General features: G+C 56.6%; 13 protein-coding genes and 1 pseudogene. 11 read left to right on the top strand and 3 right to left on the bottom strand.

All coding sequences use genetic code 11. The features are described from left to right. The first annotated feature begins 92 nt into the window (after positions 1-92). The 8 genes and pseudogenes from AC07NR_RS09200 to AC07NR_RS09165 all read left to right on the top strand — a co-directional run bounded on the left by AC07NR_RS09200 (position 93) and on the right by AC07NR_RS09165 (position 14,076). Entirely contained in the window at positions 93-542 is a 450-nt protein-coding gene (locus AC07NR_RS09200; RefSeq protein WP_495078404.1) for a winged helix-turn-helix transcriptional regulator, read from the top strand. 237 nt (positions 543-779) lie between these two features. Next, positions 780-2,486, top strand: coding sequence for a ShlB/FhaC/HecB family hemolysin secretion/activation protein (locus AC07NR_RS09195; RefSeq protein ID WP_495078403.1), 1,707 nt, complete (start codon positions 780-782; stop codon positions 2,484-2,486). Between the two features lie 24 nt (positions 2,487-2,510). Further along, positions 2,511-10,808, top strand: a complete 8,298-nt coding sequence (locus AC07NR_RS09190; RefSeq protein ID WP_495078402.1) for a two-partner secretion domain-containing protein — start codon at positions 2,511-2,513, stop codon at positions 10,806-10,808. Next, positions 10,805-11,332, top strand: a complete 528-nt coding sequence (locus AC07NR_RS09185; protein WP_305833679.1) for a hypothetical protein — start codon at positions 10,805-10,807, stop codon at positions 11,330-11,332. Before AC07NR_RS09190 ends, AC07NR_RS09185 begins: the two co-directional genes overlap by 4 nt. Before the next feature lie 268 nt (positions 11,333-11,600). After that, positions 11,601-11,717: pseudogene (locus tag AC07NR_RS09180) on the top strand (deaminase domain-containing protein); the annotation flags it as partial. Continuing rightward, the gene (locus AC07NR_RS09175) at positions 11,714-12,175 is read left to right on the top strand and encodes an SMI1/KNR4 family protein (protein ID WP_248740915.1); all 462 of its coding nucleotides are present in this window, start codon (positions 11,714-11,716) and stop codon (positions 12,173-12,175) included. The pseudogene AC07NR_RS09180 and the gene AC07NR_RS09175, both read left to right, overlap by 4 nt. A gap of 924 nt (positions 12,176-13,099) precedes the next feature. Then, entirely contained in the window at positions 13,100-13,384 is a 285-nt protein-coding gene (locus AC07NR_RS09170; RefSeq protein WP_495078401.1) for a hypothetical protein, read from the top strand. A gap of 107 nt (positions 13,385-13,491) precedes the next feature. Beyond that, positions 13,492-14,076 (top strand): hypothetical protein, encoded by a 585-nt coding sequence (locus tag AC07NR_RS09165; protein ID WP_495078400.1) that lies wholly within the window; start codon positions 13,492-13,494, stop codon positions 14,074-14,076. A gap of 152 nt (positions 14,077-14,228) precedes the next feature. Here the strand turns inward: AC07NR_RS09165 and AC07NR_RS09160 are convergent, their stop codons facing one another. Together AC07NR_RS09160 and AC07NR_RS09155 are read right to left on the bottom strand one after the other, a co-directional pair. Then, complete coding sequence (locus AC07NR_RS09160; RefSeq protein WP_114883637.1) at positions 14,229-15,272, bottom strand: LLM class flavin-dependent oxidoreductase; 1,044 nt, start codon at positions 15,270-15,272, stop codon at positions 14,229-14,231. A gap of 67 nt (positions 15,273-15,339) precedes the next feature. Then, positions 15,340-15,825 carry a flavin reductase family protein gene (locus AC07NR_RS09155; protein ID WP_007950450.1) on the bottom strand — a complete coding sequence of 162 codons (486 nt, stop codon included), beginning with the start codon at positions 15,823-15,825 and terminating at the stop codon, positions 15,340-15,342. Between the two features lie 322 nt (positions 15,826-16,147). Between AC07NR_RS09155 and AC07NR_RS09150 the strand changes: the two genes are divergently transcribed. Beyond that, a complete protein-coding gene (locus AC07NR_RS09150; RefSeq protein ID WP_495078399.1) occupies positions 16,148-17,554 on the top strand; it encodes a purine-cytosine permease family protein in 1,407 nt (468 codons plus the stop codon). A gap of 253 nt (positions 17,555-17,807) precedes the next feature. Next, the gene (locus AC07NR_RS09145; RefSeq protein WP_432216914.1) at positions 17,808-18,908 is read left to right on the top strand and encodes a polyamine ABC transporter substrate-binding protein; all 1,101 of its coding nucleotides are present in this window, start codon (positions 17,808-17,810) and stop codon (positions 18,906-18,908) included. A 42-nt stretch (positions 18,909-18,950) separates the two neighbouring features. Here AC07NR_RS09145 and AC07NR_RS09140 read toward each other — a convergent pair whose 3' ends face one another. Further along, positions 18,951-19,928 carry a TerC family protein gene (locus AC07NR_RS09140; RefSeq protein ID WP_495078398.1) on the bottom strand — a complete coding sequence of 326 codons (978 nt, stop codon included), beginning with the start codon at positions 19,926-19,928 and terminating at the stop codon, positions 18,951-18,953. A 203-nt stretch (positions 19,929-20,131) separates the two neighbouring features. On the opposite strand from AC07NR_RS09140, the gene AC07NR_RS09135 reads away from it, so the two are divergent. After that, positions 20,132-21,070 (top strand): Dyp-type peroxidase, encoded by a 939-nt coding sequence (locus tag AC07NR_RS09135; RefSeq protein WP_412546979.1) that lies wholly within the window; start codon positions 20,132-20,134, stop codon positions 21,068-21,070. The last annotated feature ends 16 nt before the right edge of the window (positions 21,071-21,086 follow it).

Raw genomic sequence — 21,086 nt, 5'->3', positions numbered from 1 at the left:
CTAAGTTCGGGGCGCATGGCGTTATCGGTTTTGCAGCGCGGGTTGTAAGATGCAACCGAATCGAACCTGCCGAATTGCTGGAGAAACCCGAAATGAAGCGCAAAAGCCTTGCCGGCAATGCCTGCCCGGTCGCCCGGACGCTGGACCTGATCGGCGACTGGTGGTCGTTGTTGATCGTCCGCGATGCGCTGGAAGGCATCCGTCGTTTCGGCGATTTCGAGAGAAGTCTGGAAATCGCCAAGAACATCTTGAGCGTTCGCCTCAAAGGCCTGGTGGAGCGCGACATCCTGCGCCTGGTGCCGGCGTCCGATGGCAGTGCTTACAAGGAGTACGTGCTGACGGAAAAGGGCCGGGCGCTGCAAACCGTGATCGTCGCGCTGTCGCAGTGGGGTGGGGAATTCATGTTCGAGCCCGGTGAACCGGGGTCGGTGATGGTCGATGCGCAGAAGGGGAAGCCGATCAGGAAGCTGGAGTTGCTGTCAGCCGATGGCCGGGTACTGGCGCCGGAGGATGTGGCGACGAAACAGGCTGTTGAGCATTGAGGTTAAGTGAGCCGGATCTGTCGGATGTTTCGCTTCTCGGAACGTTCGCCGATGCTGTGGCCGGTTTTCCTTGGTTGATCTGCGAAACCTCCTGCATCTCTGTCGGAGTCGGACGATTTCACCGATGCCGTTCGTCGGCAACACTATTTCGGTAAATCCTTAAATTGACGCCAGAATAGTGGCACTTTAACATGGCGCCACTATTCTGATATCGTTTTCCGTCTCGAGGGATCGAACATGTCCTCACCCGCCCTCGTGGCGAGGTTGTGCCTGGCTTTGCTGTGCCTTTCTCCACTTAATGCTGTATCCGCTGCACCCACCCCCGGTGACACCGACCTGATTCGCGACCGCCAGAACCGCCTGCTTGAAGAGCAGCAGCGGCGTCTCGAAGAACTCAAGGATCTGCCCGGCAAGGAAGCCAGGCCAGTTCAACCGGCGGCGCCGACCGACACCCGTTGCTTCCCGATCAAGGACATCGAACTCAAAGGCGCCGACAGCCTGTCAGAGAGCGACAAGGCGCGCCTGCTCAAGCCTTACATCGGCCAGTGCCTGGGCGTGCCGCAGCTCAATGAACTGCTCAAAGTCATCACCGACCACTACATCGAAAAGGGGCTGGTGACCAGCCGTGCCTACCTGCCACAACAGGACCTGTCCGCCGGGCACCTGAAAGTGCTGGTGGTCGAAGGCAAACTCGAAAGCCTGAAAGGTGCCGACAACAGCAAACTTTCCGAGCGTGAGCTGTCGATGGCGTTTCCCGGCAAGGCCGGCGAACTGGTCAACCTGCGCGAGATCGAGCAGATGGTCGACCAGCTCAATCGCCTGCCGTCCAATCAGGCCAAGATGGAGCTCTCACCGGGCAAGAACGTCGGTGGCAGTGATGTACTGGTCAACAACACCCCGCAAAAGCCCTGGCGTGTCGGGTTGTCGCGCAGCAACGACGGCCAGCGCAGCACCGGCGAGCAGCAGTGGGGCACCACGTTCGACTGGGATAGCCCGCTGGGCCTGGCCGATCAGTTGAGCCTGCGCGGCGGTCACGATGCGATGACAGACCATCAGCACACCTCCAATAACGCCATGCTCAATTACAACCTGCCGTGGGGCTGGTGGAACTTCAGCTACACCTACAGCCAGAGCGAATACCGCTCGCAGATCGCCGCCAACGGCTACAACTTCAAGCAGACCGGCGACAGTGAAAACCACCAGTTTCGCGCCGAGCGTGTGATCCACCGCGACGCCGTCAGCAAGACGTCCTTGAGCACTGGCTTGTCGTACTTGCGCAGCAACAACTTCATCGAAGACAGCAAACTGCGCCTGAGCAGCAACCGCATCAGCGAAGCGCAGTTCGGCTTCAACCACGGACGCCGTGTCGGCAGTGCCTTCGTCAACTTCGATGCCGGCATGCAGCAGGGCATCGGCGCATTCGACGCCCAGGGCAGCCACGATCCGGGCCCCGGCGAGCCGGACGCGCGCTACCGCAAATACACCGCAACCCTGAGTTATCTGCAGCCGTTCAAGCTGTGGGGCGAGTCGCTCACCTTCAGCAGCCTGATGACCGGCCAGCGCAGTGAAGACGTGCTGTTCAGTCCGCAGCGCACCAGCCTTGGCGGACTGTCATCGGTCCGTGGCTACAAGGATCAATCGCTATCCGGCGACAGCGGCGGCTACTGGCGCAATGACCTGCGCTGGGCACGCCCGGTGACCGCCGAATGGCTGCGTCCGGTGTTCGCCGAATACGGCACCAGCCTGGGCTACGACCAGGGCGTGATTCGCAATGATCGCTACAACGGTGACCAGCACGGACGCATGTCGAGCAACTCGCTGGAGTTGTTTGCTCGTGGCCAGCATGTGGCAGCCAGTGTGACCTTCGCCCATTCCCTGGAACGACCCGCCGCGCTGACCGAGCGCGAAGCGCCGATCTATTTCTGCATGGATTTCTTCCTCTAATTCCGCCTGCTTTGAGTTTCTGATATGAACATTCGCCACCTGGCCTTTCTGGCCAGGCAGCCTTCTGCTGCCTATGAAAAACGCGATCACTTCTGGGGCATGCCCAAGCGCGGTCTGGCGTTCCTGCTGGCCAACGTCATGTTCTGGCAGCCAATGTGGGCGCAAGCGGACGGAATCGTGGTCAGTGCCCCCGGCACCACGCTCGACCGGGCCGGCAACGGCGTGCCGATCATCAACATCGCCACGCCCAACGGCGCGGGGCTGTCGCACAACCAGTTCCACGATTACAACGTGGACGCTCAAGGCGTCATCCTCAACAACGCGACCGGTCGCACCCAACTGACGCAGATGGGCGGGATCATTCTCGGCAACCCGAATCTGCGCGGCGCGGCGGCGCAGACGATCCTCAACGAAGTCAACGGTGGCAGTCCGAGCCAGTTGCGCGGTTACACCGAAGTGGCAGGGCAGTCGGCGCGCGTAATCGTTGCCAACCCATATGGCATCAGCTGTAACGGTTGCGGCTTCATCAATACACCACGCGTGACCCTGACCACCGGCAAACCGGTGCTGGATGGCGCGGGACGTCTGGATCGCTTTCAGGTGGATCAGGGCAGCGTTTCCATCGACGGCAAAGGTCTGGACGCCAGCGCTGTCGACAGCTTTGAAATCATCACCCGCAGTGCGCAAATCAACGCTCAGATCCACGCCAAACGCCTGAACATCACCACCGGTCGCAACGATGTAAACGCCGAAACGCTCAACGCCACCGCGCGGGCCGACGACGGCAGCGCCAAACCGCAACTGGCGATCGACTCATCGGCACTCGGCGGGATGTACGCCGGGGCGATCAAACTGGTGGGCACCGAGGCGGGTGTCGGCGTGAAACTGGCGGGCGAACTGGCGGCCAGCGCCGGGGATATCCAGATCGACGCCAATGGCCAGCTGACAATGGCCAAGGCCACGGCCAGCAATGCGATCGACATCAAGGCCAACAGTCTTGAAGCCCAACAGGCGGTTTACGCTGGCACGCAACTGGCTGTGCAGACCGCACAAGACCTGGTGAACCAGCAAAGCCTCGCTGCACGGGATTCCGTGCGCCTCACCAGCGGCGGCACGCTGACCAACGCCGGCGTGATCGAAGCCGGAGTGAACGCGGACAACAGCCGTAACGGCAATGGCGATGTTGCCATCAACAGTGGCGCGGTGAGCAACCGTGGCAGCCTGCTGGCCAGTCGCTCCCTGAGCGCCAGTGCTGCAGGTTTGCTCGACAACCAGAACGGTATCGTCCAGGCCAAAACCGTTGCGCTGGGCGCCACTCGACTGGTCAACCAAGGGGCTGACGCACGGATTTACGGCGAGACCAGCCTGGCCTTCAACGTCCCGGCAATCGTCAACCTCAGTGGTCTGATCCGCTTCGCCGACGGCCAGGCGGCAACGCTCTCCGTCGACAGTCTGGACAACCGCAAGGGCCGAATCGAAATCGCCGGCGGCCATTTGAAACTCAATGCTCGGGCAATGCAAAACGACGACGGCAAAATCATTGCCGGACGTCTGGATCTCGATACCCGACAACTCGACAACGCTGGCGGCCTGATTGCTGCCAGCCAGGGCGAAACCAAAGTCGTCGCCCACGAACGTCTGAACAATGGCAAAGGCAAGATCCAGGCAAAGACCGACCTCGTTGTATCGGGCGCCGAGTTGCTCAATCAGGGCGGCACATTGGCGGCCGATTCGATCCGGATCACCGGCACCCGGCTGGATAACAGCGGCAAAGGAGTCATCAGTGCCGAAAACGGCAAGGTCGACCTGACGCTGGATCAGGACCTCGTCAACCACGATGGCAAGATTCAGGCCTCCGATCGATTGAGCGTCGCGGCCCGGAGCATCGACAACCGTAATGCCAGCCTGACCGGCAAAACCCTTGAGGTCACCAGTCGCGGCAAACTCGACAATACCCAGGGCACGATTTCATCTGATGACAGCGTGCTGACCAGCGAAGACCTGGACAACACCCAGGGCCTGATTCAGGGCAACACGAGCCTGAACCTGACCGCCCGCGATCTGGATAACACCAATGGCCAACTGCTCGGCGGTGTTGTCGATGCGACGCTGGACAATCTCACCCGCAACGACAAAGGCGCAATCAGCGCCGAAAGCGGCCAGCTCACGCTGGTGGTCAACAAGCACCTGAACAATGCCTTGGGTCGACTGCAAGCCAGCAAGGGTGACGTGGACGTACAGGCCGGCAGTATCGACAACCGCAAGGGCGTGCTGGCCGCGCAACAATTGCTGGTAAACGCTCGCGATGGCCACATCGACAACCGTGGCGGGCGGGTGATTGGCGATCGCCTCAACCTGCAAGCCGCCAGCCTGGATAACGGCGAGGGCGGTCTGCTGGCGGCGGGTGTCGACGGTGCCCGGTTGATTCTCAAGCACGCTGTTGCCGGCCAGGCGCAACTGCTCAATCAAAAGGGCCGGATCCAGAGCGACGCTGACCTCTACATTGAAAGCGACACGGTCGACAACAGCGCCGGTGTCCTGCTCGGCAAAACCATCGAAGTCACCGCAACACAGCTGAACAACAGCGACAAGGGCGGCATCGTCGGCACGGGCGGTGACATTGCGCTGAACATCGCTGGTGTCTTCAAAAACGTCACGGGCGTGGTCGACGCAGGTGAGCAGCATCTGCTGCTCGAGCAACTGGTCGAACTCGACAACCGCGGCGGCACATTGCGCGGCAAACGTCTGGACATCAACAGTACGTCCATCGACAACCGCAATGCGGGCCAGATCATTGCCGGCAGCGATGGCCTGAAAATCGTCGGCAACACCCTGCTGAACCAGCAGGGTGCGATCCTCGCCAATGGCAGCCACGCAGAACTGGCGCTGGGCACCGGCAGCCTGCAGAACCAGGGCGGTACGCTACAGGCCGACACCCTGAACATCACCAGCGCCGACCTCGACAACAGCGCAGTCGATGGCAAGGCCGGATTGATTTCCAGCCTGCTGGGTGACTTGAAGCTGACGGTGACACGCCTGACCAACCATGCCGGCAAGCTGTTCGGCAAAGATCAGGTGATTTTCGATGGCTCCAGCCTGGATAACGCGGGCGGAGAGATCAGCGGCAATCGACTGGCATTCGAAGCGGTCAGCCAGGTGCTCAATCAGGGCGGGCTGATCGAGTCGGCAACCGATCTGAAACTCATCAGCGGTCAATTGAACAACAGCGCCGGCGGGCAGATCCGCGCACTGGGCGGCGCCTCCAGCAAAATCAAACTGACCGGCAACCTGAACAACCAGAACGGCGTCATCGAGATCGGCAGTCAGGATCTGGAGCTTGGCGGTGCTCAGCTCAACAACCTCAGCGGCAGCGTTCGTCACGCCGCAAAAGGGCTGTTCGATCTGGACCTGACCAACCTGACTGGCTCTCAAGGCAGCCTCACCGGTCTGGGCAACGGCGTCTGGGATATCGCGTCGGTCAATGGCGTGGGCACCTGGCAACTGAACGGTGGCCTGACCTATACCAGCGCGCAGGATTTGAACCTCAATGTCGGGGATCGCATCGCCAGTGCTTCGTCGCTCAAGCTCAACGTCGCCAGTCTGAACAACGCCGGTGAACTGGCCACTGACGGCGACCTGACGCTGAACCTCGGCGGCAACCTGATCAACAGCGGACGCGTGTCCGCCAAACAGAAACTCGTTATCGGCGCCAATGACCTGATTCAGCAGGACGGTCGCCTGGTCAGCGGTGGTGACACCGAGCTGACCCTGCGCGGCACTCTCGACAACCTCGGTCGACTGATTGCCAATCAGAACCTCACGGTCTCCGCTGCACGGATCGACAACAAAGGCACGTTGGGCGCTCAAGGCAACCTGCTGTTCAACGCCACCAATGGCATCAGCAACGGCCCCGACACGCTGTTGTTCAGCGGCGGCACCATGGAGTTGCACGGCAACAGCCTGAGCAACTTCTATGGCGATATCTACAGCCGCGGCAAGCTGACGTTCGACGCCGTGGGCGGAGGTCGGGCGGCGTCGTTCAGTAACCTGTCGGGCACCGTCGAAGGCGAAGGTGATATCGACATCAACGCCGTTTCGTTTGAAAACGCCAAGGCCGAATTCGAAATCGCTTCGGGGCCATCGTCCGGCAGCCTGAGCTGGGTCTGCGCCCAGCATTGCGGCGGCGGGGATGGCTGGAAGCGTGGCTACATCACGATTACCACCGAGTTCAGTGACAAAGTCCTGAAAGACTCGCGGGCGGCGCGGTTTGTCGCCGGCAAGAACCTCACTCTTCATGCCAATAACGTCGAAAACCGCTACAGCCTGCTGGCGGCGAACGGCGATCTGACCGTGACGGCCGACAGCCTGCTGAACCAGGGCGCAATGTCGCGCTCGGGCCAACGGATAGTGAAGATCGGTACACCGGGGCACATCGACAACAGCCTCTGGGACAAGATGGAGTTCACCGACATCCCAGCGTTCAACGCAGCGACTGCGGCGGGTCACTTTGATGAGGAACGTTTCAACGAGTTGGTCAGTCGTTCGAGTGATGAACGATTTTTGCAGACAAGTGATGTCACCACGACGGGCGATACCCCCGAAAAAGTCTACTCGTCGGTGCTTCAGGCCGGAGGCAAGGTCAAACTGGACGTCGCTCACAGCATCCAGAACGGCACCCTCTACGACAACACTTATGACCAACTGACCGGCAAGCTGTCCAGCGATCAGACAACCGCCGTCGGCGGCGTCACCATCAACCTGGGCAAACACAGCACCGACGCCAGCGCCCAGGCGCCGAAAGACGTCACCCGAATCGAACGCGTCGACGCAGATGGGGTGAAGCAGATCAGCTTCGTTCCGGTCGATTTCAAGGGCGTGCCGTTTGCCGCAGTCGATCCGACAGCTTCCTCGACGTTCCGTCTGCCGAAAGGCCCGTACGGCCTGTTCGTGCAGAGCTCGAATCCGCAGAGCCATTACCTGATCGAAACCAACCCGGAGCTGACCCAGTCCGCGCCGTTCATGAGTTCCGATTACCTGCTGGGCAAACTCAGTTTCAGCGCCGATGAAACGGCTCGCCGCCTCGGCGATGGCCGCTACGAGACGCGACTGATCAGCGATGCAGTGATGGCCCAGACCGGCCAGCGCTTCCTTGCCGGTGGCCTGAACAACGACTACGAACAGTTCCGTTATCTGATGGATAACGCACTCGCCAGCAAGAACGAGCTGAACCTGTCCGTGGGCGTGAGCCTGACGTCCGAGCAAGTGGCGGCACTGACCCACGACATCGTGTGGATGGAAGAGCGCATCGTCGACGGCCAGAAAGTGCTGGTGCCGGTGCTCTATCTGGCCCAGGCCGAATCACGCAACGTGCGCGGCGGCAGTCTGATTCAAGGGCGCGACCTCGAGCTGATTGCGGGCAATGATCTGGTCAGCGTCGGCACGTTGCAGGCGACCAAGGATCTGTCCGTCGACGTCAAAGGCAGCCTCTACCAGGGCGGCCTGGTCGAAGCCAACGAGCGCATCACGCTCATGGCCACCGACAGCATCCGCAACGCGCTGGCCGGCGAGATTCGCGGCAATCAGGTCAGCCTCACCAGCCTCAAGGGCGACATCGTCAACGATCGCACCGCCGTCGCCGTACGCGACGGTCACGGCATGCGCACCCTGGTGGACGACGGCGGCAACATCAGCGCACGCGACACGCTGACCATCAAGTCGGGCAACGACCTCGTCAACTCCTCGTCCATCAGCAGCGGCGGCGACGCCACCCTGAGCGCCACCCGCGACATCAACCTGTTGGCGACGCGCAACGAAAGCGAACTGCACGAATCGTTCGAGGGCGGCCATCGCTCAGTCATCACCACCACCGTGGAAAACCTCGGTTCCAGTGTGAACAGTGGTGGCAACCTGAAGCTCGACGCCGGCCGCGACCTCAACGTCGTGGCCAGCACCGCCGAGGCCAAGGGCAACCTGACCGCCGACGCCAAGCGCGACATCTACCTGTCCTCGGCGGGTGACGAACACAACGTCGAAACCCACAGCAAGGACGGCAAGAAACGCGTCCACGAAGAAGACAATCACACCGTCCAGAAAGCCGCCGAGTTCATCGCCGGTGGTGACGTCAAGACCAGCTCCGGTCGCGACACGACGCTGGTGGCGAGCAAGATCAGCGCGGGCAATGAAGCCTACGTCTACGCCGGCAACGACTTGATCCTGCTGGCCGCGCAAAACAAGGACTACACCCTCTACGACATGAAGGAGAAGGGCGGTTTCGGCAACCTGAAACTGCAGCGCGACGAAGTCACCCAGATCACCCACGTCGGCACCGAGATCAAGACCGGCGGCAACCTGTCGCTGGTCAGCAAAGGCGATCAGCACTACCAGGTAGCCAAGCTCGATAGCGGCAAGGACATCATCCTGGACAGCGGCGGTTCCATCACCTTTGAAGGGGTGAAGGATCTGCATGACGAGAGCCACACCAAAACCAACAACAACGCCGCGTGGGTATCGGCCAAAGGGCGCGGCAACACCGACGAAACCCTGCGCCAGACCCAGATGATTGCCAAGGGCAACATCGTGTTGAAGGCGGTTGATGGGCTGAAGATTGATATCAAGGATGTGAACCAGGAGTCGGTGAGCCAGACCATCGACACCATGGTCAAGGCGGATCCGCAGTTGGCGTGGCTGAAGGATGCCGAGGCGCGGGGGGATGTTGATTGGCGGCGAGTGAAAGAGATTCACGAGTCGTTCAAATACAGCAATTCGGGTCTTGGCCCGGCGTCGCAGATGATCATTGCAATCATCATGGCAGCCTTTGTCGGCCCCGCTGCGTTCACCGCACTGAGTGCGAGTATGGGGACCGCTTGGGCTGCTGGTCTTGCCGCAGTCGCGGCAGGAGCAGCCACGAACGCAACAACCAGCTTCATCAACAATGGCGGAAATCTCGGGGCTGTTTTTGCGGACGTCACTTCACCCGATGCATTGAAGGGCTACGTTATTTCCGGAGTGACAGCCGGATTGATGTCTGAGTACCTCACTAAGTTGACGGGTTTGAAATACGACCCTAACACCGGCAAGTTGCTTGGGCCGTCATTGGCGACTTGGGAAGGCGTTGGCAGGTTCGCAGGCAGCCAGATAATTCAAGGCGGTACCTCTGCACTGATCACCAAAGCAGTAGGAGGCGATGCAAGCGTCGGTGATGTATTGAAAACCGCACTTTTCAATACTGTAGCGGCGTTCAGCTTCAACCTTGTGGGTGATCTCACTCAGGGTGTTGTTGATGATGGTACTGCGAGCAAAGTGATCATCCACGCGGCGGTGGGGGGACTGCTTTCTGAAATGACCGGCGGGGATTTTGCCACAGGCGCATTGGCGGCTGGCGCGAACGAAGCGCTTGTTGGCGAGATGAACAAATGGTTCAAGGGTAATCCTGACCTGCTGCTGATGGGGTCGCAGATTGTTGGGGTGTTGTCGGCTACTGCGCTGGGGAATACGGACGCCACCACGTTGCAACAAACGGCATGGATTACCAGTAATGCAACCCAGTATAACTTTGCCGGGCATCAAGAGTTAGATGATCTGGAGAGTTTCGCACGTACTTGTGAAAAAAAAGGAAATTGTGCCGAGGTTAAAAAAAGCATAAGGGATCAGTCTGTATCTGATGATGATGCCTTGGCATCGATGTGCAAAGCCAATATAGGGCAATGCCTTCAATACTACGGTGATCTTCTTAATGATCGCTATAGTTTGCAAGAGCGTCTTGCGCAGATGTATTTTGACGACAGTATTCCATCTATGTTTAAGGAGGATCTACATCGTTTTCAGCTTCAGAATAACTCCGCGATTTCTACGTTGACGAAGGCGCAGTCACAGCTTGACTTGATAAACAAGGGTATTTCCCCCGAAAGTGCTGGATGGCTGAGTGATCTTTTAGCAGTGATGGGTGGGATGCTGGGCGGGGGCAAAGGTGGCGGAACAAAGGTAACGAGTACCATCTGGGACAAAATAAAACCTACTCAGCCATCTCTCAATGGTACCTCGATACCGAAATCGTTCGAAATCAGTACAGACGGGGGTAGCTTCTGGGTTCACCCGAATGCTACAAAGCACATGGAAGAATTTTTGACACGAAATGGACTGTCGCATACATCCAGTCTAAGCAGTCAGGCGATGTTGGGGAGCTTTCAACAAGCTCTTAATAATGCTGCTACTCAAGGGATTAAATATGGTGAAGTTATGCAGGTAGGGCGTTGGGAGTTAATATTCAGTTCTGGGCGGCCGGGTGATGTGCTCCCGGTTGTAAAGCATGCGCTGTATAAATGATCATGTTGAAAATAAATAATATTTCTGAGAAGAAAGCCCCTGAAGTAATCGTGGACGAGTATGTGCCGCTCTCGATTCGATTTGATCCGGATTGCAGGCTGCCGCCACTTTATTGGCGGGGAGGTAATGGAAAGACCTCCCTGCTTGAAATCGGGGTAAGTAGGTCATCCGGGGTGATTGTAAGTGTAACTGTCGTTACTGTTGCTTCTGTTAGCTTTCTGAGTGGCGAGGGTTTGTCTGAGGCCGATTCGGTCGCTCTGGGTGTTCCCGTATGCGATGTAAGGGAGTGGAGTGGGGAAGGTGGCTACTCAGATGATTTTTTGGATGATTTCTCCGCAGATTTTGATCTTGTTATGGGAGTCAGCAATGTTGCGGTTGTTTTCAGGCGGGAGGCATCCGTATCGCGCTTTGTAAAGAGTGGTAATGTTTGTTTTGGAGTTTCCTTGGATGGTGAATTGCTCTCCATTGATGTTTCTTGTTTGAGTTCAGTAGAAATGTCGGTTTTGGAGAAACTGATTAATTAGTCAAAGAAAAAAAGGGGCAGATTTATTTGATTTGACAGAAAAGGGGACGGATTTATTTGATTTAATAAATCCGTCCCCTTTTTTACTGCAGGTTTTGGATCTGGGAAAGGTTCGACTGATACAAAAGGAGCACCTGAAAAAGGTACTCCCCCAGAGGAAAAAAGGGGACAGATTTATTTAAGGAAAAAAGGGGACGGAAAAAGGGGGCAGATTTATTTAATTTAATAAATCTGTCCCCTTTTGTTTCTGAACCCCTTCGTCGAAAGGGGTCGTGAATATTTACTCAGAGCTGCCTGTCTGCGTTTCATGCAGCGGGGTTATAAGTCAGTTTCAACAAAGGTTCCCTGGAGTGATTGTTAACGTAGAAACAGGAAAGCCAAGATGAAGAACGTTCGGGATATTTTTCACGAGTTAGTGCAGCGAGGAGTGATTTCAGAGTCCAATATTGTTGGTTGCTCCGAAGTGGATATTGCATCAGTCGAGCAACATTTTGGTTGTGAAATTCCGTTGGCATATCGTGATTTTTTGACGATTGCGGGACGCTCGGCTGGTAAGATTTTTTGTGGTGTAGATATATTTTATCCGAGATTACTTGACCTGAAGTTGGAGGCGGAAGAATTGCTTGATGAGTTAAGTCTCTCTGGTCTTTTACCTGCTGATGCTAAGGTCTTCTGCATGCATCAAGGATATGAAATTAATTATTTTCTACCCGTCTCTGATGATCCGCCAGTATTTCAATTCTTTGAAGGTCAAAGTTCGGCCGCTAAAGCTTGGGATAGCTTTTCAGGCTTTTTAATGGCATCAATAGAAAGCCATCTTGCACAATGGTCGGACTTGAATTGACTCGGTTAAAGGTACGACTTCAAATACAATAAAAAAGTAAGCGAAAAAAAGGGGACAGATTTATTTGATTTCGAAAAAAAGGGGACAGATTTATTTGATTTAATAAATCTGCCCCTTTTGTTCCTTTTGTTCTTGTCCCCTTTTGTTCTGGAAAACGGTCGCCCAAAGGCTGGGGAGTAATAAGAAAAAGGGGGCGGATTTATTTTATTAAATAAATCCGTCCCATTTTTTGTCAAGTGAGGCATTGTATTTTTCAATCCTCGATGCAAGCTCTTAGCATAGTTTTGCCGTTGGGTATTGAGCGCAAGCGGGAAAAGCAAGAAGACAGCCATTAGCCAAAGGAAAAGGGGGCAGATTTATTTGATTTAATAAATCTGTCCCCTTTCGTTTTTTGTTCGATGTTGTCATCGATTTTGAGATGGAAGTAGTTAAAATACACGACGTGCTCTTGCCTTCAGCAGATGAGGGGGTAGTGCTTCCGCTCGATGAATTTATAAATCTATGTAGAATGTAAATGTAAAAATAGATCGAAAATAAGCGGGCTGAAATGCAAAAGGAAAGGGGGCCGAAAAGCAAAAAGGGACGGATTTATTTGAAATACATTTCAGGCGAAGGAAGAGTTAGAGTAGTCGACAGCATAAAGTGGGATTGAAGACGTGATCGACTCGAAGACTGGTGAGCGGATTTTAGTTTGTATCGATGAAGTTTATGGGCCTTACATTAGAGTTTCGACATTTCAAGATGGCGGAGCTTTAGAAGATGTATTGGATGAGAAATTTTTTTATACTTTATTGGAAAGGTACTCCGGACGATTTAAAAGACTTTGGTGGGAACGAGTACTTTTTTGGGGGAGGGGCAGATCCCATTAAACTCCAAAAAATTCTTGACTCGATAGAATTTGATTGGTTCTAGTGGGAGAAGGGGGTGAATTTGTTTAATTTAATAAATCTGTCCCCTTTTTCGGTAAAAAAGAAAGTTGAGGGGATTCTGAACTCTTCGTGGGACGGCTTTGATTTCGATGTGGCTGATGCAGCAATCAGCGTTTGTGCGCGCCTTGGGCTCGTGAGCTTTTTTGAGTTTATGAAGAATCAAAGCGCGCTCGATATGTCTCCGGATGTTTTCGCGCAAGTCAAAAGCGCAATTGTCGAGTTCGGCAACGATGTTGGTAATCCATACAGCGGTATGCCAGTCGAACGAGCTGAAGGGTAGGTGCCTTAACTCTGCTCCACCATAAGATCCTTCAGGGTCCGGAGGTAGGCAGATTTAATCACTAAGCCTGTTTGATTTTTAGAGCGTTTCTTGAAGGAGCCCAGGGAATGAAAGTCAACCAAGCAATTTTTGATGAGCTGTGGAGCGGTGATAAAAACATTTGCTTCTTTGTTTGTGAAGGCAATAGTTTTTGGATCGTAGACGAAAAATATAACTTCACCCTGGATGCGGAAAAAGACTATCGAGCTTACTTGAATACCGGGAGTATAACGCTCGAGCAATATGAGCTTGCTTGCAAGGAGTTCAGAGGCGGCATCCTCAAAATGACTGCAGATAACTTTCCAAAGTATCTCCATGACTCAAACGGAAAAATTCTGTCTTCACACGATTTACGCGATTTTATCGGGGCAGATGCGAAGCTTTTTGAAAGCATTGAGCGTTACTATCTGACAGGCGAGGGCTTGACGCCTGATTTATACAAGCGCGCCAATGTTATTGGTTCACGCCTTCCAAGCTTTTATATCAATTTTGATCGAAAAATATTCATGCACATGGATGATGTGCGTGTTCATGAGGAACTGGTCGAGCCGGGCTGGACTGCAGCGAATGCGGATTTCAGCTTTTTGATTCCGACGAGTGAACGGTACTGGGTTGTAGCAGGGTACGATTACTGGAAACTCAGATTTTTATAAAGAAGGTCACTGTCGCGCCCTCGTTGATATGTACATTTATTGCCAACCGAAAAAATCAACGTCAGGGAAATAATTAGCTTCCGAAGCGTGGCACAAAAAACGCCCTGGATTATCAGGGCGTTTTTATTGGGTACATACAATCAGCAGATTGGTTAACGAAACGCCGGCACCACATGCTTGATAAACAACTCCAGCGACTTTTTCTTCTCCGCATGCGGCAAGCTGTTGTCGCACCAGAAACTAAACTCATCCACCCCCAGTTCCTGGTAGTACTTGATCCGCGGAATGATCTCTTCCGGCGTGCCGATCATCGCCGTCTTGTGCAGGCTCTCCAGCTCAAACTCCGGCCGACCGGCAAATTTCTCTTCAGGGCTCGGAGCGAGGAAGCCGTTCACCGGTACTTCCTTGTTGCCGAACCATGCATCGAACGTGCGGTAGAAACGTGAGATGGCTTTAGCGCCGACCTTCCAGCCTTCCGGGTCATCCACTGAATGCACGTGGGTATGACGCAACACCATCAATTGCGGACGTGGCACGTCGGGGTTGTTGTCCAGCGCGGTCTGGAATTTGTTTTTCAGGTCGAGGACTTCTTCATCGCCCTTCATCAGCGGCGTGACCATCACGTTGCAGCCGTTGGCCACGGCGAAGTTGTGGGAGTCCGGGTCGCGGGCGGCGATCCACATTGGCGGGTTCGGCTGCTGGATCGGTTTCGGCACGCTGGTGGAAGTAGGGAATTTCCAGATGTCGCCATTGTGGGCGTAGTCGCCTTGCCACAGGGCGCGCACCACCGGGACCATTTCCCGCAGCGCCTGGCCGCCGCTGGAAGCAGGCATGCCGCCGGCCATGCGGTCGAATTCCACCTGATAGGCGCCACGGGCCAGGCCGACTTCCATCCGGCCGTTGCTGATCACGTCGAGCAGGGCGCATTCACCGGCGACCCGCAGCGGGTGCCAGAACGGCGCGATGATGGTGCCGGCGCCGAGGTGAATGGTGGTGGTTTTGGCGGCGAGGTAGGCCAGCAGCGGCATCGGGCTCGGCGAGATGGTGTATTCCATGGCGTGGTGTTCGCCGATCCACACGGTGCTGAAACCGCCGGCCTCGGCCATCAACGTCAGTTCGGTCAGGTCTTCGAACAGTTGACGGTGGCTGACGCTTTCGTCCCAGCGTTCCATGTGTACGAACAGGGAAAATTTCATGACGCTACCTCGAATCTCTTGTGGTCGGCCGGTCGCATGCAGGCCTGTTTAAATGCAATTGTGCGGATCAGGCGAAAGCGGGCAGGGCGCCCATCTTGCCGTGGCAATACACCAGCGGGCCGGCGTCCTGTTGGGGCACGATGAGGTTCTTCACCGCACCGACCATGATCGCGTGGTCGCCGCCTTCGTATTCGCGCCACAGCTCACATTCGATGATAGCTGTCGCGTTGGCCAGGATCGGGTTGCCCAGTTCGCTCAGTGTCCACTCGATGCCCTGGGCCTTGTCTTTGCCTTTGCGGGCGAACGCATAGGCTTCGCTCTGCTGGCCGCCGGACAACACGTGAATGGCGAAGCGTTTGTTCTTGATCAGGACGGGATAGGAGTCGGAGCTGTAGTTGGGGCAGAACAGCACCAGGGCCGGGTCCATCGACAGCGAACTGAAAGCGCTGGCGGTCAAGCCGACGATCTGGCCGTCGTCATCAAGCGTGGTGATGACGGTGACGCCGGACGGGAACGAGCCCATGACTTGTTTGTAGACGGCAGCATCGATCATTGGTCAATCCTCGAGTGCGGTGAAGCGTGTTTTTATTCGTTTGTGGGTCTGATGGTATACCGTAATACATCGATTGCAAGCGCTTTTTTGGTGAAACGATAAACGTGGTGCATTCGTCGGAAACTCAACATTTACGGGGCTTTCGTCTAGCCGTAAAGCCTGGCTATCGGGGAGGATGCCGGATCAGTTGCCGCCGTAAACAGCGGATCAGTCTTGTGAAAATGTTGGAATACCATAATATGGTGTTCATCTGAGGGGCGACCAGGATCGTCCCCGGTTTGGCTTCATACAACGATAAGAACAGACCCAATCGAGTTCATATATGTCCCAGATGTCCCGGCAAGATCCGTTGATCGAGAATCACACGGTCGACTACGTCCCACTCGCGGAACGCCACGGGAAGGCCCGCGACCTATTCACCCTTTGGTTCAGCACCAACATTGCGCCACTGCCCATCGTCACCGGCGCCATGGTGGTTCAGGTGTTTCATCTCGACCTGTTCTGGGGGCTGCTGGCGATTGCGCTGGGGCACATGATCGGCGGGGTGGTGATCGCCCTGGCGTCGGCGCAAGGCCCGCGCATGGGCATTCCGCAGATGGTGCAGAGCCGTGGCCAGTTCGGGCGTTATGGTGCGCTGCTGATCGTGTTCTTCGCGGCGATCATCTACATCGGTTTCTTCATTTCCAACATCGTGCTCGCGGGCAAATCCATCGTCGGCATTGCGCCGTCGGTGCCGGCGCCGCTGAGCATTCTGATCGGCGCCCTCAGCGCCACGGCCATCGGCGTGATCGGCTACAACTTCATCCACACACTGAACCGCATCGGCACCTGGGTGATGGGCAGCGCGTTGCTGGCCGGCTTCATCTACATCTTTGCCCATGACTTGCCGGCGGACTTCTTTACCCGTGGCAGCTTCAATCTGTCCGGGTGGCTGGCGACGGTGTCGCTGGGCATCATCTGGCAGATCAGTTTCTCGCCGTACGTCTCGGACTATTCCCGTTACCTGCCGGCGGACATCGGGATCAGCAAGCCATTTATCGCGACTTATCTGGGCGCCACGCTGGGCACGATTCTGTCGTTCACCTTCGGCGCAGTAGCGGTGCTGGCGACGCCGGAAGGCACCGAGGCGATGGCGGCGGTCAAGCAGTCCACCGGTTGGCTGGGGCCGATTCTGATGGTGCTGTTCCTGCTCAACATCATCAGCCACAACGCGCTGAATCTGTATGGCGCGGTGCTGTCGATCATCACCTCGATCCAGACCTTCGCCAGCCAGTGGACGCCGAGCATCAAGGTGCGGGTGATTTTGTCGAGCGTCGTGCTGGCGGGCTGCTGCGTGGTGGCGCTGGGGGCTTCGGCAGACTTCATCTCCGAGTTCATCGGCCTGATTCTGGCGTTGCTGCTGGTGTTGGTGCCGTGGGCGTCGATCAACCTGATCGACTTCTACTTGATCAAGCGCGGCAGCTACGACATCGCCTCGATCTTCCGCGCCGATGGCGGGATCTACGGGCGCTTCAATCTGCACGCGATCATTGCCTATTTCATCGGCATCATCGTGCAGCTGCCGTTTGCCAACACTTCGTTGTACGTCGGCCCCTACGCCAACCTGGTGGACGGCGCGGACCTGTCATGGCTGGTCGGCCTGATCGTGACGTGCCCGTTGTATTACTGCCTGGCGACGCGCGGGCAGACGCAGCAGAGCAGGGCGACAAAGTTGGGTTTCACTGACTGACCGATCGCCGTCTGTTCAAACAATGCCCGGCCACTCGCCGGGCATTGTCGTTTCAGTATTCTGACGGTCACGCAAATTGGCCATATCGATCCCCTTTTGGCCAATCGGCTACTGTGCGCCTTGTGCGCTTGTCGGCAAGAATCGAAGCCACAACAAGACGCTGCACCTTCCTTGCCCTTGGCTGACCTGACAGCCGCTGCCGTGTACAGAACATAAAAACCATCGACTCACGCTGCATTCGGGGAAACACAATATGGTCACGATGAAACGCATTCTGGGCGCTACTGTTTGCGGGCTGACGCTGCTGGCCGGCGCCGTGCAGGCCGAACAGCGCGAACTGCGGGTATACAACTGGGCGGATTACATCCTGCCGTCGGTGCCCAAGGACTTCGCCGCCAAAAGCAACATCAAAGTGACCTGGGACACCTTCGACACCAACGAATCCCTCGAAGCCAAGTTGCTGACCGGCAACTCCGGCTACGACCTGGTGGTGCCGTCGAACCAGTTCCTCGATACCCAGATCAAGGCCGGCGTGTTCCAGAAACTCGACAAGTCCAAACTGCCGAACTGGAGTCACCAGGACCCGGCGCTGCTCAAGCTGCTTGATTCCAACGATCCCGGTAACCAGTACGGCGTGCCGTACATGGTCGGCACGGTGCTGATCGGTTTCAACCCGGCCAAGGTCAAGGCTGCGCTGGGCGAGAATGCGCCGGTGGACAGCTGGGATCTAGTGTTCAAGCCCGAGAACATGGAAAAACTCAAATCCTGCGGCGTGGCGATGCTCGATTCGCCTTCGGAAATCCTCCCGCTGGCTCTGCATTATCTGGGGCTCGACCCGAACAGCCAGAACCCGGCGGACTATGAGAAAGCCAAGGACCTGATGCTCAAGGTTCGCCCTTACGTCACCTATTTCAACTCGGCCAAGTACATGACCGATATCGCCAACGGCGACATCTGTGTGGCTATCGGTTATTCCGGCAGCTTCTACCAGTTCGGCAACCGCGCCAAAGAGGCGAAAAACGGCGTGGTGGTCGACTGGCGCCTGCCGAAGGAGGGCGCGCCGATCTGGTTCGACACCTTCGCCATTCCGAAGAGCGCGAAGAACGTTGAAGAGGCCCACGAATTCCTCAACAACCTGCTGGATCCGAAGGTCATCGCTTCGATCAGCGACTTCCTCGGCTACCCGAATGCCAACAAGGACTCGCTGCCGCTGATCAACAAGGAAATTACCGGCAACCCGAACCTGACGCCGACCAGCGAGGCGCTCAAGACGCTGTATGTGGTGCAGCCATTGCCACAGAAGCTGGAACGGGTGCGGACGCGAGTCTGGACCAGCATCAAGTCCGATAAGTAAGTTCAAAGCCGAGGGAGCGCATCCAGTTCGCTCCCTCGGCCGTTATTTCGCCTGACTTTCTTCGGGCGATTTGTTCTTCGTCAGCACCAGACTGAGCAACACCGACGCCAGTATCACCCCGCCGACAATCGCCAGCGACCACTCCACCGGCATGTGGAACCACGGCATCGCCGTCATCTTCCCGCCGATGAACACCAGCACCAGCGCCAGTCCGTACTTGAGCAGGTGAAAGCGGTCGGCCATGTCCGCCAGCAGAAAGTACAACGCCCGCAGGCCCATGATCGCGAAGATGTTCGAGGTGAAAATGATGAACGGATCGGTCGTCACCGCGAAAATCGCCGGGATGCTGTCGACCGCGAACATCAGGTCGCTGGCCTCGATCAGCACCAGCACCAGAAACATCGGCGTGGCCCAGCGCACGCCGTTCTGCAGCACGAAAAAGCGCTCGCCATGAAAACCGTTGGTGATCCGCAGATGGCCGCGCACCCAGCGCAGAAGCGGATTGTTATCGAGGTCCGGTTGCTGTTCGGCGAACACCAGCATTTTGATCCCGGTGATGATCAGGAACACGCCGAACACATACAACAGCCAGGTGAACTGCGACACCAGCCACACCCCGGCAAAGATCATCGCCGCGCGCATCACGATCGCCCCGAGTACGCCGTACAGCAGCACCCTGCGCTGCAACTCCGGCGGCACGGCGAAGTAGCCGAAAATCATCACGAACACGAACATGTTGTCGATCGACAGCGATTGCTCGATCAGATAACCGGTGAGGAATTCCAGGGTCTTGACCTTGGCGATTTCGGGGCCGAATTCGCCGTTGAGATACCACCAGAGCAACCCGGCGAAAGCCAGCGCCAGCATGCACCACGCAATCACCCAGGATGAGGCTTCACGTACCGAGACCCGATGGGCCTTGCGCCCGCCGAAGACAAACAGGTCAACGGCCAGCATGGCGAGGACAAAAACGATGAAGGCGGCCCACATCCAGGGTTCGCCGATGTTGATGGGGTGCATGTCGTTCTCCCTGTCTTTATGTTTTTCGGGGTAGACGGGGCCATGCTAGTAGGAGAATTCCGACGAAGAAAAATCGTTTATTTCGTGGGTATTGTTCGTGAATAACGAAGTGTCAGGTGAGATGGGCAGATGCGGGTAATACTTCATTCAACACTTCTTTGCTAACCTCGCTGTCGAGCCAGTCCATCACGCCAGGAGCGACGATCATCGACACGCCAGATCCTCAAGCCGTCTGCAGCCCGATCACCAGCGCTGCGATCTTCATTGTGGCGACCCTCAACGCCGAAGCCGAGGCGGCCGAAAAGGTCCGCGGCTGGTGCGCCGATATCGCAGGCCTGACACGCTCGGTCGGCAAGCGCGTGCCTTCGGGCAATCTGTCCTGCGTCTGCGGGTTTTCTTCCAGCGCCTGGGATCGTCTGTTCGGCAGTCCGCGACCGGCGTCGCTGCATGACTTTCGCGAATTCGGTGTAGAAGGGCGGCGTGCCGTTTCCACGCCGGGCGACCTGCTGTTGCACATTCGCGCGGATCAGATGGATCTGTGTTTCGAGCTGGCGACGCAACTGATGTCGGCGCTGGACGGCGCCGTGGCGGTGACCGACGAAGTGCAGGGTTTCCGCTATTTCGACATGCGCAGCATCATCGGTTTTGTCGACGGTACGGAGAATCCGGTCGGTCGCAAAGCCGAGCATTTCACCCTCGTAGGCGATGAAGATCAGACGTTCAGCGGCGGCAGTTATGTGCTGGTGCAGAAGTATTTGCACAACATGAAGGCGTGGAACGAATTGCCGGTCGAAGCGCAGGAACGGGTGATCGGGCGGACCAAGCTGTCCGATATCGAGCTGGATGACGCGGTCAAGCCGAGCAACTCCCACAGCGCGTTGACGACCATCACCAAGGATGGCGAAGAGGTGAAAATCCTGCGCGACAACATGCCGTTCGGCCGGCCCGGCGCAGGTGAATTCGGCACTTACTTCATCGGTTACGCGCGTTCACCGGAACCGCTGGAGCAGATGCTGGAAAACATGTTCGTCGGCAAACCGCCCGGCAATTACGATCGATTGCTGGACTTCAGCACGGCGGTCACCGGCAGTCTGTTCTTCGTGCCTTCGGCGGATTTGCTGGAAGAGCTGGCAGAGCGATAAAAAACGGCGGGATCAA

Source organism: Pseudomonas sp. GW821-FHT09C09, assembly GCF_059418105.1.
Note: the sequence above shows the minus strand (reverse complement) of the source record. Positions and strands in the feature narration are given on the sequence as shown.

Coding starts and splice junctions, on each gene's coding strand:
- AC07NR_RS09200 (WP_495078404.1), top strand. CDS start 93: ATGAAGCGCAAAAGCCTTGCCGGCAATGCCTGCCCGGTCGCCCGGACG.
- AC07NR_RS09195 (WP_495078403.1), top strand. CDS start 780: ATGTCCTCACCCGCCCTCGTGGCGAGGTTGTGCCTGGCTTTGCTGTGC.
- AC07NR_RS09190 (WP_495078402.1), top strand. CDS start 2,511: ATGAACATTCGCCACCTGGCCTTTCTGGCCAGGCAGCCTTCTGCTGCC.
- AC07NR_RS09185 (WP_305833679.1), top strand. CDS start 10,805: ATGATCATGTTGAAAATAAATAATATTTCTGAGAAGAAAGCCCCTGAA.
- AC07NR_RS09175 (WP_248740915.1), top strand. CDS start 11,714: ATGAAGAACGTTCGGGATATTTTTCACGAGTTAGTGCAGCGAGGAGTG.
- AC07NR_RS09165 (WP_495078400.1), top strand. CDS start 13,492: ATGAAAGTCAACCAAGCAATTTTTGATGAGCTGTGGAGCGGTGATAAA.
- AC07NR_RS09160 (WP_114883637.1), bottom strand. CDS start 15,272: ATGAAATTTTCCCTGTTCGTACACATGGAACGCTGGGACGAAAGCGTC.
- AC07NR_RS09155 (WP_007950450.1), bottom strand. CDS start 15,825: ATGATCGATGCTGCCGTCTACAAACAAGTCATGGGCTCGTTCCCGTCC.
- AC07NR_RS09150 (WP_495078399.1), top strand. CDS start 16,148: ATGTCCCAGATGTCCCGGCAAGATCCGTTGATCGAGAATCACACGGTC.
- AC07NR_RS09145 (WP_432216914.1), top strand. CDS start 17,808: ATGGTCACGATGAAACGCATTCTGGGCGCTACTGTTTGCGGGCTGACG.
- AC07NR_RS09140 (WP_495078398.1), bottom strand. CDS start 19,928: ATGCACCCCATCAACATCGGCGAACCCTGGATGTGGGCCGCCTTCATC.